This is a genomic window from Streptomyces sp. NBC_00234, from assembly GCF_036195325.1.
GTDB lineage: Bacteria > Actinomycetota > Actinomycetes > Streptomycetales > Streptomycetaceae > Streptomyces.
Window position 1 is genome coordinate 471,913 of sequence record NZ_CP108101.1, and the last position, 17,556, is coordinate 489,468.

Consider the following 17,556-nt stretch of genomic DNA (forward strand, 5'->3'; position numbering starts at 1 on the left):
GCATCCAGGGAGTCAGCCAGGGTGCGCCCGTCCCGGCATCGGCCGTCGATCAGCGCCCTTCCTCACCCACCGCCTACAGCGGACCGTGCTACAGTGCGATTGGCACGTGTGTACGCCCCTTCGTTCCGGGCGCCGGTGCCGTTCTCGTTCCACTCGCTGTTGCGCCCGTCCTTTCACGACCGGCGATCCAGCTTCTCGTTTCTCTCCGTCCGGCCCGGGCTCTCATTCCCGCGTACGGGGCGTGATTCCACCGCCTCCGCCGTTCGCCGGACTCCCATTTCGCCATGTCCGCGAAAGGACCTCTCTCATGACCAGCACACTCGAACGCCCCGTCGTCCAACAGGACGAGCCCGTACGCACCGCCGGTGTCCTCGACACCGCGCAGAGCGGAAACGGTGTCCTGCGCACCGACGGCGGCCACACCTCCCCCGGCGACATCCAGGTGTCGTCCTCCCTGATCCGCCGTCACGGCCTGCGCAGAGGCGACGTCGTCGAAGGAACCTGCGACAAGCCCCGCGCCCTGAGCCGGGTCGACCGCGTCAACGGCCTTGAGCCGCACGCGCTTCGGGCCCGTCCGCACTTCCGCGACCTCACCCCGCTGCACCCCCGGGAGCGCCTCCGTCTGGAGACCCCGGCGGGCGGCCCCGCGACACGCCTCGTCGACCTGATCGCGCCGATCGGGAAGGGGCAGCGCGGACTGATCGTCGCGCCGCCCCGTACCGGTAAGACGGTGCTCCTCCAGCAACTCGCCGCAGCCGTGGCCACGAACCACCCGGAATGCCATCTGATGGTGGTCCTCCTGGACGAACGTCCGGAAGAGGTGACGGACATGCGCCGGTCGGTACGGGGCGAGGTGTACTCCTCCACCTTCGACCGGCCCGCGAAGGAGCACATCGCCCTCGCCGAGCTCGCCGTGGAACGCGCCAAGCGCCTCGTCGAGCAGGGCCGGGACGTGGTGATCCTCCTCGACTCCCTCACCCGGCTCTGCCGGGCCCACAACAACGCGGCGGGGGCGGGCGGCCGGACACTGAGTGGCGGCGTCGACGCCTCGGCCCTCATGGGACCCAAGCAGATCTTCGGCGCGGCGCGCCTGGCAGAGGAGGGCGGTTCCCTGACCATCCTGGCGACCGCGCTCGTGGAGACCGGTTCCCGGGCCGACGACTACTTCTTCGAAGAGCTCAAGAGCACCGGCAACATGGAGCTCCGGCTGGACCGCTCGCTCGCGGAGAAGCGGGTGTTCCCGGCCGTCGACATCGCGGCGTCCGGCACCCGCCGCGAGGAACTGCTGCTGTCCGCACCGGAGTCGGCGGCGGTACGGGGGCTGCGGCGCGCGCTGCGGTCCAGGGACGGGCAGACCACCGAAGCGCTGCTCGCCAAGATCCGCAGCACCCCGGACAACGCCGCCTTCCTCCGGCAGGTGCACCAGACCGTTCCCGGCGCCTGAGCGCCGCGGCACCTCCGGGGCGCCGCGGCGCGTGGGGTCATCCCGCGGCGTTCAGCGCGGCGGAGACCAGTGCCCGGGCCTCGTCCTGGACCTCGGCCAGGTGATCAGGGCCCTGGAAACTCTCGGCGTAGACCTTGTAGACGTCCTCGGTGCCGGAGGGACGGGCGGCGAACCAGGCGCTGTCGGTGCAGACCTTGAGGCCGCCGATGGCCGCGCCGTTGCCGGGCGCCTCGGTGAGGACGGCCGTGATGGGCTCACCGGCCAGGGTGTCCGCGGTGACCTGCTCCGGGGAGAGCCCGGCCAGGACCGCCTTCTCCTCACGGGTCGCGGGGGCGTCGACGCGGGCGTACGCGGGATCGCCGAAGCGCGCGGTGAGCTCGTCGTAGTGCTGGGAAGGGGTGGACCCCGTGACGGCAGTGATTTCGGAGGCCAGCAGGGCGAGCAGGATGCCGTCCTTGTCCGTGGTCCACACGCGGCCGTCGCGGCGCAGGAACGAGGCTCCTGCCGACTCCTCGCCCCCGAAGCCCAGACTGCCGTCGAAGAGCCCGTCGACGAACCACTTGAATCCCACCGGCACCTCCGTCAGCGGGCGGCCGAGATCGGCGGCGACCCGGTCGATCATGGAGGAGGAGACCAGGGTCTTGCCGATGCCCGTGCCCGCCGGCCAGCCGTCGCGGTGGGAGTACAGATAGCGAATGGCGACGGCGAGATAGTGGTTCGGGTTCATCAGCCCGCCGTCGGGGGTGACGATGCCGTGCCGGTCGGCGTCGGCGTCGTTCCCGGTGGCGATGGTGTACGCGTCGCGCTGGGCGATCAGTGAGGCCATGGCGTACGGGGAGGAGCAGTCCATGCGGATCTTCCCGTCCCAGTCCAGCGTCATGAAGCGCCAGGTGGGGTCGGCGAGCGGGTTGACCACCGTGAGGTCGATGCGGTGGCGTTCCGCGATGCGCCCCCAGTAGGCGACCGAGGCACCGCCGAGCGGGTCCGCGCCGATGCGGATGCCCGCGTCACGGACGGCGTCCAGGTCGAGGACGGCGGGCAGGTCGTCCACGTAGCCGGAGAGGAAGTCGTGCCGTCCCGTCGTGTCGGCGGCCAGCGCCCGGGCGTACGGAACACGACGGACCTCCTTCAGCCCGCCCTCGATGAGGGTGTTGGCCCGGTCCTGGATCCACGACGTGGCGTCCGAGCCGGCCGGCCCGCCGTTCGGCGGGTTGTACTTGAATCCGCCGTCGCCCGGGGGGTTGTGCGAAGGGGTCACCACGATTCCGTCGGCGAGGCCGTCGGTGCGGTTCCGGTTGTACGTCAGGATGGCGTGCGAGACGGCCGGTGTCGGGGTGTAGCCGTCGTCCGAGTCGATCAGGACCGTGGCGCCGTTGGCGGCCAGGACCTCCAGTGCGGTCACCCGGGCGGGTTCGGACAGCGCATGGGTGTCGGCGCCGAGGAACAGCGGGCCGTCGGTGCCCTGGCGCGTCCGGTAGTCGCAGATGGCCTGGGTGGTGGCGGCGATGTGGTCCTCGTTGAAACCGGCCGCGAGCGCGCTCCCGCGGTGGCCCGAGGTGCCGAAGGCGACGCGCTGACCGGCCTCCGCCGGGTCGGGGTGGACGGCGTAATAGGCCGTCACCAGCCGTGCCACGTCCACCAGATCTCCTGGCTGTGCCGGCTGTCCGGCCCGTTCGTGCACCATCTGATCTCCTCGGTCTCGGTCGCCCGTCTCCCGCTGCCGGTGCCGCGGTGACGGTCCGCCGACAGCTGTTCCGCCTGATTCTGCCCTCCGGCCCGGCGGCCTCCAGCCGGGCATGGCCGGAATGCCCTGTCTTTCGGGTCTTGACCGGTTCCCGCGGCAGCCCGACAGTGAGGTACGGCCTCGGCCGTACGGGACAAGGGTGGGGGCGGGGGCTCATGCAGCTGCTCGACGTGTCCGGCTACGCGGTGCGCTCGGCCGTGATCATGATGCGGCGGAAGGACACACCGCTGACCTTCGTGCTCGTCCCGATGGTCCATGTCGCGTCCCCGGCGTTCTACGCCCGGGTGCAGAGGCGTCTCGCGGCATGCGACCTGATCGTGCTGGAAGGAATCAAGGGGAAGTCCTGGCGGGCGTCCATGCTGCTGCTGGCCTACCGGTTCGCGCCCCGAAGGCGCCGCAACGGGCTGGTGGAGCAGACCTCGGCGAACGTACTGCCGCCCGGAGTACCGGTGCTGTGCCCGGACGTGAGCGCGGTCGAAGCGATGGACGAACTGCGCAAGCTGCCGCGCTGGCTGTACTGGCCGCTGCTGCTCTCGGCCCCGGTCATGGGGCTGGTCTTCGCGCTGCGCGGACCACGCGCCTTCCTCGATCCGGATCTGACGTCGAGGACCTGCCGTCCACGGCCCGTGCGGAGTGGCTGGCGGACAGCGAGCTGGAGCACGCGCTGCTCGAACGGCGTGACGCGCAGTTACTGGCCGCCCTGGCACGGATACACGAAGACCGGTGGCAGGAGCCGATCACCGTGGCCGTCGCCTACGGTGCGGCGCACATGCCCGCGGTGGTCTACGGCCTGCTGGACACGTACGGGTACCGTCCGCGCGACGGCGAATGGTTCACGGTCTACGTGGCCGAGCACTGACCGGGGTGCATCCGGCACCCGCATCCGGCTTCCTCGGCGAACGCCCACTCACCCGGACGTCCGTCGGGCCCTCGCTTCCGCTTCCGCTGTCCGGCCTGCGGCCTCGTAGCGGCGGCCTTCCGCCTTGAGCTGTTCGTCCCCCAGGGCGGCGCCGTCCGCCTTGAGTATCGCGCCCTTCGCCCTCATGACCTTGGCTCGGATGAGCTCCGCGTGCCTTCCCATTTCTTGCCTGTTCCTCCCTCGGCCGGTGCCGAAAATGCCGTGTGCGGCTGCGTTCGTGTCGGGGATGTCGTGCCACGCTCAGACGACGCGCGGCGCGGGCGGCAGCTGCGCTCCGCCCGGCGGACGAGCGGCCGCATGTGCGCACCGCCGATCCTGTACGAGGGCTCGGGGCCCGGCTCGTTCGCTTCTCATCATGCATCCGAATTGCGCCATACGGTAGGCGTTTCCTGAATGTCGCAATTGAAACACGCACACCACGACCGGCTCGCAGCCCGCCCCGGACCCGACACCGCCGGGAGCCGGAGCTCCAGCCGTCCTCAGTACCAGAACGCCTTGACGACGCCCCTTCCTGCGGTCGAGGTGCGGTGGTAGAAGCCGCGCAGGGCGGTGTGGTGCTGGTGGTAGATGCCTTTGACGTCCTCGTCCGCCCATCCCGGGCCGAACGCGGCGCGGAGCCGCGGGCCCGCCGATTCCCAGAGGGTGTCGAACGAGATCTCCGTGAGAAAGGCCGCCGCCCGCCGCGTCTCTTCCGGTGCGAGGCGGACGAACGGCGGCTTCCTGTCGGCCGGGGTGTGGTGGACGACGTCACCGCCGAAGACGGGCAGCTCCCAGGTGCCGTCCCGCCCCTCGGGGAGGCCGCCGGCCGCCTCGTAGAGTTCGTGGACGGAACCGAAGTCCTTCTCGATGGACTCCGCGATACCCGCGTCGTGCTCCGCCCGGCGGACGTCCCAGTCCCAGGCCGCCCCCATGAACTCCTCCAGCCAGGCGTGATCATGTCGGATCTCGGCGTGCTCGACGGCGCGCAGATGCATATGGAAGGTCATGGCCCACCCCTCGTACCGAGTGGCCCGGCGTGCTCGGGCCGTCACGGCTCGGAGCGTATCTCCGTGCACTGACAACGGGGTCGGCCGTCCTTCGCTCCCATGAGTCCGTCAGCGGCGCACCGATCACGGCGGGCCGGGCGCGGGCTTCAGCAGGGGCTGAGCCAGTACACCCAGGTCCAGTCCGCGTACCGGTCCTCGCTGTAGCCGCCCGGCGAGGTCCAGCCGAGATACCCGTTGGCGTCGTAGAACTTCGCCGTCAGCGCGGCACGTTGGTTGTTGATCCACGAACCGGTCCCGGACCAGTAGATGCGGACGGGATAGTCACAGGTGAAGAGGCGCAGCTCAGTCCCGGTGAAGTCGGGCCCCGAGTAGGCGCACACGTACGTATAGGGACAGGACGCCGCGGCGCCGGCGCCGCCCGCCGCGCCGAGGTCGCGTGCACGCTTCTCGCCGGGCAGCGCGAGTATCAGCTCTCCCCCGGGCACACGGATCTTGTTCGCGGCCACCTGCGTCCCGCCCCACTTGGCCGCATCGGCGTCGGCTCTCGCCTGGAGTGACGCGGCCTCGGTCCTGCTCAGCCCGGCGGCTTCGGCCTGGGCGGAGAAGTCCGGGGCGGCGACGGTGCCCACGCGTGCGCGGTCGTCGGCGCTTGCGGCTCCGGCGGTACCCGCCGTGGCCCCGCATGCGGCCAAGGCCGCCATCAGGGCGATGACGACCCGTCGCACGCCGGCGAATCTCCGAATGCGCTGCTGGTTCCGTTTCACGTAACTGCTCCTCCGGTCGGAGTTCCCCCCATGGGAACGGCCCCACTCTGCTTTCCGCACAGGCTGCTGGTCATTGGCCGCGCGCGCAGCGATCCTTGGCATCGAGCGCACGGCGCCGGTACTCGCCCGGAGTGGTCCCGTGGAAGGAACGGAACGTCCGGCTGAACGACGCCGCGTTCTCCAGGCCCCACCGTGCCGCGATGTCGTGCACCGGCAGGGTCCGCAGCCGTGGTTCGGCGAGGTCGGCGGCGCAGTTCTCCAGCCGCTGCCTGCGTATCGAGGCGGCCACGGTCTCCTGGCGCAGCCGGAAGAGCTGATGCAGCAGCCGGACGGAGATGTGGTGGCGCGCCGCGATCACACCGGGCGCCAGGGCCGGGTCGGCCAGGTTGTCCCGTACGAACACGTCGATCCGTGCCAGCAGCAGTTCGTGACGCGTCTCCGGCGCCAGGCACTCCTCCGCATCGAGCCGGTGGGCGAGGAAGCCGGTGGCCAGGCCGAGCACCGTGTCGCCGAGGCGCACGCGGCTCCGCTCGTCGAGCGCCGGCGCCTCCGCCAGCAGCGAGCCGAGAAAGTCCGCGAGCACTCTGCCCATGCCGTCGTGCGTCGGCAGGCCGTGCGCGAGGACGCGGGCGATCCTGGCCTCGGGCAGCGGGACGAGTGCGCGCGGCACATGGAGAATGAGCGCGCGCGAGACTCCGGACGTGGGGCCGCCCGCGGCCTCACCCCTGTAGGGCCGGGACGAGGTCCAGAGGGTGATGTCCCCCGCATGGAGCCGGGTCGTGTGACGCTCCTGCGAGAAGCCCATCACCCCTTCGAGGATCAGGGTGAGTTCGTACACCTCGGGGTCCGACCGCCGAATCAGCTCCGCCGTGCGTTCCGACCGCAGCGCGGGAAAGGTGATCTGCGTCAGCTGGAGCCGCCCCAGGTCGAGCGAGCCGACGCTCGCCACGAAGTCGGCCGCGAAGTCGCTGGTGATCCAGGTGGGCTCCACCCCCTGCCAGACGGCGTCCCGCCACCACTCGAACCGCTGCTCCTGCGGTAAGTGCACCGTGTCGAACTCCGTGAACGCCATTCGGTTCTCCCCCCTGGGCGGCACGTGTGTGCCTCGCACACGGTGGCGCGCGTTGTGCACGGTGCACAACGCCGCCCGTTCGGCCGTGCGGGGGTCTGTGGCCGAGAACTCGCGCCGGGGCGGAATCCGGCCGAGGCGACTACACGCGGTCCGCCGGGAGGCCGAGGACTCGCAGGGCGTTCTCCTTCAGCAGGAGAGGCCTGACCTCGTCCTTGATCTCCAGCTTCGCCAGATCGGCGAACCACCGGTCCGGGGTGATGACCGGGAAGTCCGACCCGAAGAGCACCTTGTGGCGCAGGGGGCCGTTGAGCTGCCTGACCAGTTGCGGCGGGAAGTACTTCGGCGACCAGCCGGAGAGGTCGATGTACACGTTGGACTTGTGGGTGGCGATGGAGATCTGGACGTCGACCCACGGCACGGCCGGGTGGGCCATCACGACGGTCAGCCCGGGGAACTCCGCGGCCACGTCGTCGAGCAGCAGCGGATCGGAGTACCGCAGTTTGATGCCGCGTCCGCCGGGGAGTCCGGCGCCGATCCCGGTCTGACCGGTGTGGAACAGTGCGACGGCACCGAGTTCCTCCAGCGCGGCCCACAGGGGGCGGAAGGCTGGATCGTCGGGCGCGAACGCCTGGAGGCCGGGGTGGAACTTGAAGCCCCGGACGCCGTACTCCTCCACGAGGCGGCGGGCCTGCCGGACGGCCACCTCCCCCCGGTGCGGGTCGACCGACCCGAAGGGGATGAGGACATCGCTGTGCGCGGCTGCCCGCTCGGCGATCTCCTCGCTGGACAGGGGCGGGTGGCCGAGACCGGTCCGCGCGTCGACGGTGAAGACGACGGCGGCGAGGCCGCGGGCACGGTAGTAGGCGGCGAGGTCGTCGACGGTGGGCGTGCGGTGGTGGTCGCCGCGGAAGTACTCCGCCGAGGCGTCCATCAGCTCCTGGTCGAGCGAGAGGTGACCGTGGTGGTCCGCTTCGACGTGGGCGTGCATGTCGAGAGCGGTGATGGCCGCGGTGTCGATCCGGGGCGTGTAGACGGGCATGGGAGGTCCTTGCGTAGCGGGGGGGGGCGGGGTACGGATCGGCCGGTCAGGGAAGGGCGGTGCGGGAGCGCTTCTGTTCCAGCAGGGTGAGGAGCAGGTCGTCGCGCTCCGCGACCATGGCCGCCTGGTCGATGCCCGTCAGTTCGTCGTCGACGCCGGCGACCAGCCGGGCGGCGAGCTCGTCGGTGAGCCGGACCGGCCGCAGATCGTCCATCCACGCCTGCGCGGGCGGGCCCAGGTGCCGGAGCAGGTGGGCCATGCCGCCCGGGCCGCCGGAGAGGTGCTGGCCGACCAGCGGGCCGAGGAGCGCCCACCGCAGGCCGGGACCGTACGCGATGGCCGCGTCGATGTCGGCCACCGTGGCCGCTCCACGCTCGACCAGGGAATACGCCTCCTTCCACAGCGCGGCCTGGAGCCGGTTGGTGACATGGCCCGGCAGCTCCTGGCGGACGTGGATGGGCCGCTTTCCCAGCTCCCGGTAGAAGGCCGTCGCGCCGGTGACCGCCTGCTCGCTGGTCCGCCCGCCGGGGACGACCTCCACCAACGGGATCAGATGCACCGGGTGGAACGGATGCCCCACGAGCACCCGCTCCGGGTGCTCCTCGCACATCTCCTGCAGCAGGGACGGTTCGAGGCCCGAGGAACTGCTCGCGATGACCGTGCCGGCCGGAGTCGCGCGATCGAGAGCGGCGAAGAGGTCCTGCTTGAGGTCGATCCGTTCGGGGCCGTTCTCCTGCACGAACGACGCCTGCGCGACCGCCTCTTCGAGGTCGTCCGTGAAGGTCAGCCGTTCCTGGGAGGACCCCTCGGCGAGGCCGAGCCGGACAAGGGCGGGCCAGAGGGTCTCGAGTCCGGAGCGCAGTCGCTCCTCGGCGCCGGGAGCGGGATCGTGGGCGGTGACCTCGCGGCCGTGGGCGAGGGCAAGGGCCACCCAGCCGGTGCCGATCACACCCGTGCCGACCACCGCGACGGGTCCTCGGGGAGCGGTCACGTGGCAGCTCCCCGGTGGGCGCGGGCGAACGCCACGAAGCCGTCCAGCGCGGAGTGGTCCATCAGGGCGCCGGGCGAGGCCACGTCGGCGGGCGCGGCGCCGCGGACGATCTTCTTCACCGGCACTTCGAGCTTCTTCCCGGTACGGCTGTACGGCACCGCCGGGACCTCGACGATCCGGTCCGGGACGTGCCGGGGCGAGAGCGCGGCGCGGATCGTCCGGGCGAGTGCGGCCCGGAGCGCGTCGTCGACGCGCACTCCCTCGGCGGGGACGACGAAGAGGATCAGTTCGCCCATGCCGCCGTCCGGGTCCTCCAGGTGGATCACGACGCTGTCGGCGACCTCTCGGACGTCTTCGAGGACTCGGTAGAACTCGGCGGTCCCCAGGCGCACGCCTCCCCGGTTCAGGGTGGCGTCGGAACGCCCGGTGATGACGACCGATCCGTCCGGGGAGAACCGGCACCAGTCGCCGAACCGGAAGACGTCGGGGTAGGTGTCGAAGTAGGCCGCGCGCAGCAGGGACCCGTCCGTGTCGCCCCAGAAGCCGACGGGCATGGACGGCATCGGTGAGGTGATGACCAGTTCGCCGAGATCGCCGACGACCGCGGTGCCGTCCGGGTCGAACGCCTTGGCGTCGACGCCGAGGCTCGCACCCGACATCTCGCCCGCCCAGACCGGTTGCAGGGGCGATCCCTGGACGAGGCCGGTGCAGACGTCGGTGCCCCCGCTGCCGACGTTGAGGAGGACCTCGTCGCCGAACTGCTCGGCGACCCACCGAAAGCCCTCGGTCGGGAAGGGGCTCCCGGCGACGCCCAGTTGGCGGAGACGGGAGAGGTCGAACTCCTCGGCGGGACGGACGCCCTCCTTGCGGCAGGCCATCAGAAAGCCGGGACTCGCCCCCATCAGGGTGGCGCCCGTCTCCGCGACGAGCCGCCATTGGTACCGCAGGTCGGGGTGGAGCGGGTTGCCGTCGATCATCACCAGACCGGAGCGGACGGTGAGCGCCGACACCAGGGTGTTCCACATCATCCAGGCGGTGGTGGTGAACCACAGCAGCCGGTCGTCCGGGCCGAGGTCCCAGTGGAAGCGGTGGTTCTTGAGGTGTTCGAGAAGGATGCCTCCGTGACCGTGCACGATCGCCTTGGGCCGCCCGGTCGTGCCCGACGAGAAGAGGATGCAGAGCGGGTGGTCGAAGGGGACGGGCTCGAACGCGAGCGGCTCGTCGGTGTCGGCGGTCAGCGCGGCCCACGCCGTGGATCCGTCGACGGAGAGCGGGCCGTACGGTACGTGGACGACGTGCTGGAGCGTCGGCAGGGCGGCCCGGATCTCGGCGACCTCGGCCCGCTTGTCGATCTGCTTGTCCCCGTAGGTGTAGCCGGCGACGGTGAGCAGCACCTTGGGCTCGATCTGGGCGAACCGGTCGACGACGCTGCGCGTGCCGAACTCCGGTGCGCAGCCCGCCCAGACCGCGCCGAGGCTCGCGGTGGCGAGGAAGGCCACCAGCGCCTCGGGGCAGTTGGGCAGATAGCCGGCCACGCGGTCGCCGCGTCCGACGCCGAGATGCCGCAGTCCGGCGCTCACCCGCCGTACCTGGTCGGCGAGTTCGCCGAAGGTGAGCTCCACCGGCTCGCGGGTCTGCGACACCGCGAGGACCGCGGTGGTGTCGGCGTCCTCCGCCGTCCCGAAACAGTGCTCGGCGTAGTTGAGGGTGGCCCCGGGGAACCAACGGGCTCCCGGCATGGACCGGTCGTCGAGGACCGCGGTGTAGGGCGTGTGGGCCTTGACCTCGAAGTACTGCCAGACGCTCTCCCAGAAGTCCTCCAGGCTGTCGACCGACCAGTGCCGGAGTTCCTCCCAGCCGGCGAGGTCCACGTCCTTCTCGGCGCGCAGCCATCGGAGGTAGTGCTGCACCCGGGCGTCGCGGGCCGCGTCAGGCCGTGGCACGTGGAGGATCTCGGGCTCCGGCGGGGTGGAGTGCGTCGTCATCGGTTCTCCTCCGTGGTCGCGGACGAGCCGGCGCCGACCTTCGCGGCCCGGCCGGCCAGGAAGTCGGCCATGCGCTGCTTCGCCTCTGCGCTGCTCTGGGCCACACCGGCCATCAGGGACTCCAGCAGCAGTCCGGTCTCCGGATCGGCGTCGGCGATCCTCGGAAGGGCGTGCAGGACGGCATAGTTGGTCACCGGTGAGTTGGCCGCGATCCTCTCGGCGAGTTCGAGTGCGCGGTCGAGGCCCTCGCCCGGCTCGGTGAGGTAGTCGGCCAGTCCGGCCGCGACACCCTCCTGCGCGGAGAGCACCCTGCCGGTGAGCATCATGTCGGCCATGCGCTGGGCGCCGACCAGCCGGGACACACGGACCGACGCGCCGCCTCCGACGAAGAGACCGCGCGCCCCCTCGGGGAGGGCGAAGAAGGCCGTGGACTCGGCGACCCGCAGGTGTGCGGCGCCGGCGAGTTCCAGTCCGCCACCGACGACGGCGCCCTTCAGCACGGCGACGACCGGCAGGCGGCCGGACTCGATCCGGCCGAACGCCTCGTGCCACATCCGGGAATGGCGGAACCCGCCGACCGCGTCGCGCTCGCCGAGCTCACCGAGATCGAGGCCGGCGGAGAAGTGGTCCCCGTCGGCGGCGAGGACGACCACCTCGGCCCATTCGGGGGGATCGGCGAAGAACCGGCCGATGGCCTGGACGGTGACGTCGTCGAGCGCGTTGCGCTTGGCGCGGCGGCTGAGGGTGAGGACCGCGACGCCACCGTTGCGGTCGAGGCGGAGCGAGGCGGGGAGATCACATTGCTGGAGGCTCACGACGGATCCGATCAACAGGAAACCTGATGATGCGACTCTGCGTCATCGACAGGAAACCTGTCAATGCATGTGAGAGAATCGGCCCATGCCGCTTTCCGCACGCACGTCGCCGTCCCTGCTCTACGCCGTCAAGCGGCTCGAACTGGTCATCCGTGCCGAGCTCGACGAGCTGTTGCGGGGCTCGGGCGTGACGACGCTTCAGTACACCGCCCTCACCGTCCTCGAACACCGCGACGGCGTCACCGCCGCCCAGCTGGCCCGCGACTCGTTCGTGACACCGCAGTCGATGGCCGACATGCTCCGGCTCATGGAGGGTCGCGGCCTGATCCGCCGGGCCCCCAACCCGCAGAACAGACGCGAGGTACTGATCTACCTCGCCGACGAGGGCACGTCCTTCCTCGCGAGGTACGCCGCACCGGCCGCCGCGATCGAGGAGCGGCTCGTCGCCCCGCTGACCGGGGAGGAAACCGCCACGGTGCGCCAGGCGCTGAGCGCGATGTGGGCGGCCCTGCGCACTCCCGAAACGGCCACGGACGAGCACGCCGGGTCCCGGTGATCCCCTCGACCGGCCGTACGTCACGACGGGCGCCCCACCCTCGTACGGGCTCGCCCGCGGGCAGGCTTCCAGAGAGTGCGTGCCGGACGCCGCAGACCGGACGGGACGTCGCGGACACGACCTAGGAACTCGGCTCCAGGACCGAGAGCAGAAGAGCGACATCGGCGTCACCGCCACCTGCCGCCCGCCGAAGCACGTACCGCAGTTCGGGCAGATCCGCCGGCTCCGTGAGAACCGTGGCGAGGGCGATCGCCGCGGTGGCGTCGCCGTCGGCTGCCGCACGCCGCCATTCCACGGCAGCCTCGCGCGGACGACCCATGACGCTCAGCACCTGCCCGAGGTGGAAACGGGCCACCCCGAAACCGGATTCCGCGGCCAGGCGGAACAGGTGCTCCGCATCCGCCGGCCGCTCCTGGCCCTTGAGCAGGAGCGCCAGGTTCAGCAGAGCATGGGTGACTCCCCCGTCGGCGGCTCGGCGGTACAGCGGCTCGGCGAGCTCCGGGCGCCCTTCGTCGCGGTGAAGATTCGCCAGGTTGTACGCGGCTCGCGCGTCGCCCCCATCGATCGCCCGGTGGAACCACTGCCTGGCCTCATGGAGTCGCCCCATCGCCTTCAGCGCGTTGGCGAGCCCGAAGGCCGCCTCCGGATCGCCCACCTCGGTCCGCCGCCGCAGGAGTGGCTCGGCCTCCTCCCACCGGCCCACCTCCCCCAGCAGCAGCGCCCAGTTGAGAAGGCCGTCCGAGTCCCCGGACGCCTCGGCGCGCGCGTAGGCGGCCATGGCCTCCTCGGGCCTGCCCAGGTCCGTGAGCAGCACACCCAGGTTGAACTCGGCGTCGTCGGCGCCGCCCATGGCGGCACTGCGCAGGCAGACCTCCGCCTGAGCGAACTCACCGCGCTCCCTGAGGAGCAGCCCCAGGTTGTTCCACGCCATCGCGCGCCCGAGCACGCCCGCTTCCCTGTACGCGTCGGCCGCTTCGTCGAGGCGGCCGGTCCTGCTCAGCAGGTTTCCGAGGTTCAGGAGGACCGTGCCGTCGGTGAGGTCCGCTTCCGACCGGAGCACGTGCCCGGCCTCCTCGTAACGACCGAGATCCGTCAGGACGACGGCGAGGTTGTTCGCGGCGCGACGGATGCCCGCGTCCGCGAGCATCCGCCACAGCACGACCCCGACGGACGGATCCTCCTCAGTGGCGTTGATCGCCACTCTGAACGCTCCGTCCAGGTCGGGCACGCCCAGCACGGCCTGGAACCAGGTGGAGGCCGGTACCGGAACGGCCGACTGCCGTGCCGCGTCGACGAGATGCGGATGGGCCTCCCAGGAACCGTCCCCCGCCGGGAGCAGCATGCTGCTGACGCCGCAGCGGACCTTCGTCGCCCAAGCCAGGGCGTCCCCAGCCGACTCCGGCCTCAGAAGGGCACCGCCACTTCGCGCCAGGTAGGGCACGTGGGCGTCGAGCAGGAGCTCGGTGGGGAGCGGTCCTTCGAGGCCCGCACGGACTAGGTCGATGCCCGCCCACGTCAGAGCGGCACCACGAGGCCGCCCGCCCGCGCGGTCGGCCAGCCTGAGCTCGTGCCAGAGCCTCGGCCCCGCGGCCAGGTACTCGGCGACCCCGATGGCGGGATCGACCTCGGCCGCGCTTGCCACGCGCCGGTCCCGGGACGCGCGGGCCCTGCCTCGTTCGGCGGCGGTCCAGCGCCGGTCGAGCACGAGAGGCTCCATGCGGCGCACCACTTCGGAGCCCCGCGACGCCTCGTAGGCGGCCCCGCTCAGAGTGGCGAGCACGGCAGTGCCCGTACGGCACAACTCCGCGAGCACAGCAACGGTCGGCCCGGCGTCCTGGAGGTAGGGCTGCAGGTCGTCGAGCCACAGCACACACGGTTCGCCGCTCGCTCCGATGGCGGCAACCGCCGCGTGCACCTCGGCGGGAAGCGTGGGCCTCACGAAACGATGGGCCGGCAGCTCGGAGTGCATGGCCCGGTGGAGACTCCGGGTCTTGCCGGCTGCGGAGTCCCCCACCACCAGGACTGCGCCGCCCGTCTCCCCGGCCCGCCGCACCCGGACCCGCAGGAGGGCATCGATGTCTCTCGGTACGTAGTCGGGAACCCCGTCGGCGTCGCTGCGGTGGACACCGGCATCGAGCGGTCCGACCTCCCTCACCAGGGGCCAGGCCATCGGCCCGCGCCATGATTCCCCGCCCCGGAAGACGCGTTCGACGGCCGGGTACCGGACGGTGTTGAGCTCCAGCCAGTGCAGTCCGTAGAACGACAGCGGAAACGCGTACGCCTCACGCAGCGCGTCGAACCACTCCCGCTCGCCCGGCGTGAAGTCGAGCGGCGCGACGAGCGTCCAGGATGCGGGGCCGCTCTGCCCGGCGCGGTCCAGCGACTTCCGCACCTGACTGCGTTGCGAGGAGCCCAGCCTGCGGCCGAAAGCCTTGATCTGGAAAACGTGCCGCCCACCGTCGGGATGCGGGAGGAAGGCATCCACTCCCCGGTCCCCGCCCGCGCCGTCGACACGCACCAGACCGGGATGAACCAGCCCCAGCAGAGTCGCCACTCCTGCCTCGAATGCGTACGGTTCCTCAGCCAATGCCCGCCACTGCGACCTTGCACCCATACGCGGATTGTCCGGCGTCCGAGCCGGGAATGTGGGCGAGCCGACGGAATGGCCCACTCGGGCGCGGCCGGTCCCGGACGGAGGGGCTGTCAGCGCCGACTGATATGCATGAGCCATGACCGCTTTCCGTGATTTCAACTTCAAGCTCCTCGTCGTCGAGAAGCTCATGTACTGGGACGAGACTCTGATCCCGGCCTTCAGCATCAGGGAGCACATGCGTGCGCGCGGTGTCGAGGACCTCGACACCTACGTCGAGGAGAACGAGCTGGAGTACACCGTCCTCGACGAGGCCCGCGCCTACTTCGAGGCGCTTGAGATCCCGGCCGAACTGCTCGCCACGGTGAATGAGTTGACGTTCGACGGCGGGCACCAGGTCTTCATGGAGTGCGCTCCGGTCTGGGACGGTGAGGACGACCTCTTCGACCTGCACGGCCTCGACGATCTCGATCTGCTGCCGAACCTCAAGCTCTTCACCGGCGGGCGGGCGCTGAAGAACATGGTCCCTGCCGGGCCGGAGATGCTGGCGGCCAGGGGTATCACGATGCGCTAGATGATCTATTCCAAGGGTCAGTGATCGTAGGCGATCAGTGATCGTAGGACGGTTTGTCCGGTGGCGTCGTTGTGCCAGATCGCGGCGGTCAGCGCGAGGATGCGTTGCATGACGCGGGCTATGACACCTCCGGGTGTGCGCCCTCGGTGCCGTTCGAGGTCAAGCTGTCCCTTGAAGGTCTCGTTGATCAATTCGATGACCTGTCGCAGCGGCTTGAACAGGGCTGCGCCAGGCCGCTCCCGTTCACCTTTACGGGCAGGCCGCAGCAACTGGACTCCATGCTCGGACAGTTCGCGTTCGAAACCACGGCCGAAGTAGTTCTTGTCGCCGATGAGAGTCTGTCGGGGGCGCTCTCGCAGAAGCTCGCCTTCGGCTCCAGGAGGTCAAGGAGGGTCTCGCGTTCGTCGGCCTTGGCCCGGTTAGGGCGAAGGCGATGGGCGGGCCCTGAAGGGTGCAGACCAGGTGCAGGCGCAGGCCCCAGAAGAAGCGGCTGTGGCTGGCGCAGTAGCCGTATTCGGCCCAACCTGCCAGGTCGGAGCGTTTGACGGTCTCGCGGGAGCGGCCGCATTCCCACGGGGTGGAGTCCACGACCCATACGTCGTCGCTCCACACCGAGGTGGTGGTGGCCAGGGTCCGGTTGAAGCTTCGCATCAGACCGGCGGCCTTGCGCAGCCGCTTGTTGTAGCCGGGCTGCTGGGGCAGGTAGGGGAAGACGTGGCGCAGGTGGGCACGGGCATGGCGGAGCCATTTGGCCTCGGAGGTGTAGCCGAGTATGGCCTGCATCGTGGCGAGGGTGACCAGTTAGGCATCGCTCAGGCGGGGCGTAATGCCGACCGACGGGCGCCACGGCGCCAGGTCGGGATGCTCCTTCAGCATGTCGTCGGTCGTCGCATAAAGTGCTGTCGCGAGGGTGTCCACGTCGTTCGTCACAAAACGATCTTGGACACCCTCGTTCTCGTCTACGCAGGCACCCCTTGGACCACACCACCAGGAGGAACCAGTGTCATACCCGCAACTGCTCACCCCCGAGGAGAAGCTCGCCGACGCGAAGAAGCTGTTGAGCCTCCCGCGTATCGTCGTGATCTGCGGCTCCACCCGCTTCATGACCGAGATGAACGAGGCCGACCTGCGGGAGACCAAAGCCGGAAAGATTGTCGTCAAACCGGGCTGTGACATGAAGTCGCCGCACGAACTTTGGTCCGATCCCGTCGAGGCCGAGGCGCTGAAAGTTCGACTCGACGATCTGCACCGAGCGAAGATCCGGCTCGCTGATGAGGTGCTCGTAGTCGGCGACTACATCGGAGACAGCACCCGAGCCGAAATCGCCTACGCCCGGTCGCTGGGCAAGCCCGTGCGGTTCACGCACCCCGAAGTCGACCCTGACGCCTGACCGCCCGCTGCCACCTCGACAACCAGGGCCTGCAGCCCGCCACCTGACCGTCTCGCGGTGGCTTCGGCCGCCGCCCACCCCACACCCTCCGCAGGCACCCCTTGGAATTGATCATCTAGGAGTCGCTCCTCCCGGACGCACAGGGCGCAGCCACGGGGCGTACCACCCGGCCGTGATCATTTGAAGACCCGCCTGACGCCGTCGACCGAGCCCACCCTGGCGGCTGCCCTTGGTCTTGGTCTTGCCGACGGCCGTGGCGGGGCAGTCGGGCAGGGGTAGCGTTCTGGCATGACGTCAGCGCCGCCCCTGTTTCCCCCGTATCCGATCCGTGGCGTGTGCGTGCTGCATCAAAGGCAGAACTGCGCACCGCATTTCGCGGGCATCGTGGTGGATTTCGAGCCCGCGGCCGAAGGCTTCTCCTTCGAGGTGGCCCAGGGGCTGTCGGTGGAATACGAACCTGCCGAGGACCTGCCGCGCTTCTTCGCGGCAGCCGCCGCGGGGATCGAGGAACAGTTGGGCCTGCCCGAGCACGGCAGCGTGACCGCCGCTCGGGTGGTGCTGCGGCGCGCCCGCGCCGACACGTTCGGCTCCCACGAACTGGCGTTCAGAATCGCGGGCTACCTCGCCGCTCGCAAGGCTTTGGGGATTGCGGGGGTGCCGCGACTCTGAGCGGCACCCCTCGCGACG

General features: G+C 70.5%; 16 protein-coding genes and 1 pseudogene. 5 read left to right on the plus strand and 12 right to left on the minus strand.

The annotated features are described in order from the left end of the window. Positions 1-307: 307 nt before the first annotated feature. Entirely contained in the window at positions 308-1,444 is a 1,137-nt protein-coding gene (gene rho, locus OG230_RS02130; protein ID WP_328908414.1) for a transcription termination factor Rho, read from the plus strand. 37 nt (positions 1,445-1,481) lie between these two features. Here rho and pgm read toward each other — a convergent pair whose 3' ends face one another. The 10 genes from pgm to OG230_RS02180 form a co-directional block, all read right to left on the minus strand. After that, positions 1,482-3,128, minus strand: coding sequence for a phosphoglucomutase (alpha-D-glucose-1,6-bisphosphate-dependent) (pgm, locus tag OG230_RS02135; RefSeq protein ID WP_328908415.1), 1,647 nt, complete (start codon positions 3,126-3,128; stop codon positions 1,482-1,484). Between the two features lie 430 nt (positions 3,129-3,558). Further along, positions 3,559-3,735, minus strand: coding sequence for a hypothetical protein (locus tag OG230_RS02140; protein ID WP_328908416.1), 177 nt, complete (start codon positions 3,733-3,735; stop codon positions 3,559-3,561). 360 nt (positions 3,736-4,095) lie between these two features. Then, positions 4,096-4,269, minus strand: coding sequence for a hypothetical protein (locus tag OG230_RS02145; protein WP_328908417.1), 174 nt, complete (start codon positions 4,267-4,269; stop codon positions 4,096-4,098). 317 nt (positions 4,270-4,586) lie between these two features. After that, positions 4,587-5,093: a DUF1877 family protein gene (locus OG230_RS02150; protein WP_328908418.1), complete on the minus strand. Its 507-nt coding sequence runs from the start codon at positions 5,091-5,093 to the stop codon at positions 4,587-4,589. A 146-nt stretch (positions 5,094-5,239) separates the two neighbouring features. After that, positions 5,240-5,857, minus strand: a complete 618-nt coding sequence (locus OG230_RS02155) for a peptidase inhibitor family I36 protein (RefSeq protein ID WP_328908419.1) — start codon at positions 5,855-5,857, stop codon at positions 5,240-5,242. Between the two features lie 70 nt (positions 5,858-5,927). After that, entirely contained in the window at positions 5,928-6,929 is a 1,002-nt protein-coding gene (locus OG230_RS02160) for a helix-turn-helix domain-containing protein (protein ID WP_328908420.1), read from the minus strand. 139 nt (positions 6,930-7,068) lie between these two features. Beyond that, on the minus strand, positions 7,069-7,968 hold the full coding sequence (couO, locus tag OG230_RS02165) for a 4-hydroxyphenyl-beta-ketoacyl-CoA hydrolase (RefSeq protein WP_328908421.1): 900 nt from the start codon (positions 7,966-7,968) through the stop codon (positions 7,069-7,071). Between the two features lie 46 nt (positions 7,969-8,014). After that, complete coding sequence (locus OG230_RS02170; protein ID WP_328908422.1) at positions 8,015-8,959, minus strand: 3-hydroxyacyl-CoA dehydrogenase NAD-binding domain-containing protein; 945 nt, start codon at positions 8,957-8,959, stop codon at positions 8,015-8,017. Next, positions 8,956-10,944, minus strand: a complete 1,989-nt coding sequence (locus OG230_RS02175; RefSeq protein WP_328908423.1) for an acetoacetate--CoA ligase — start codon at positions 10,942-10,944, stop codon at positions 8,956-8,958. Before OG230_RS02175 ends, OG230_RS02170 begins: the two co-directional genes overlap by 4 nt. Next, positions 10,941-11,759: a crotonase/enoyl-CoA hydratase family protein gene (locus OG230_RS02180; protein ID WP_328908424.1), complete on the minus strand. Its 819-nt coding sequence runs from the start codon at positions 11,757-11,759 to the stop codon at positions 10,941-10,943. Before OG230_RS02180 ends, OG230_RS02175 begins: the two co-directional genes overlap by 4 nt. A gap of 85 nt (positions 11,760-11,844) precedes the next feature. On the opposite strand from OG230_RS02180, the gene OG230_RS02185 reads away from it, so the two are divergent. Further along, positions 11,845-12,315 (plus strand): MarR family winged helix-turn-helix transcriptional regulator, encoded by a 471-nt coding sequence (locus OG230_RS02185; RefSeq protein WP_328908425.1) that lies wholly within the window; start codon positions 11,845-11,847, stop codon positions 12,313-12,315. 121 nt (positions 12,316-12,436) lie between these two features. Here the strand turns inward: OG230_RS02185 and OG230_RS02190 are convergent, their stop codons facing one another. Then, the gene (locus OG230_RS02190; protein ID WP_328908426.1) at positions 12,437-14,929 is read right to left on the minus strand and encodes a tetratricopeptide repeat protein; all 2,493 of its coding nucleotides are present in this window, start codon (positions 14,927-14,929) and stop codon (positions 12,437-12,439) included. 115 nt (positions 14,930-15,044) lie between these two features. On the opposite strand from OG230_RS02190, the gene OG230_RS02195 reads away from it, so the two are divergent. Next, positions 15,045-15,479 carry a DUF6892 domain-containing protein gene (locus OG230_RS02195; protein ID WP_328908427.1) on the plus strand — a complete coding sequence of 145 codons (435 nt, stop codon included), beginning with the start codon at positions 15,045-15,047 and terminating at the stop codon, positions 15,477-15,479. Positions 15,480-15,496: 17 nt separating this feature from the next. Here OG230_RS02195 and OG230_RS02200 read toward each other — a convergent pair. Further along, positions 15,497-16,409 (minus strand): annotated as a pseudogene (locus OG230_RS02200) (IS982 family transposase). A gap of 70 nt (positions 16,410-16,479) precedes the next feature. On the opposite strand from OG230_RS02200, the gene OG230_RS02205 reads away from it, so the two are divergent. Both OG230_RS02205 and OG230_RS02210 read left to right on the plus strand, forming a co-directional pair. Next, positions 16,480-16,869 carry a hypothetical protein gene (locus tag OG230_RS02205; protein WP_037743720.1) on the plus strand — a complete coding sequence of 130 codons (390 nt, stop codon included), beginning with the start codon at positions 16,480-16,482 and terminating at the stop codon, positions 16,867-16,869. Positions 16,870-17,157: 288 nt separating this feature from the next. Continuing rightward, a complete protein-coding gene (locus OG230_RS02210) occupies positions 17,158-17,538 on the plus strand; it encodes a hypothetical protein (RefSeq protein WP_328908428.1) in 381 nt (126 codons plus the stop codon). Positions 17,539-17,556 lie beyond the last annotated feature (18 nt).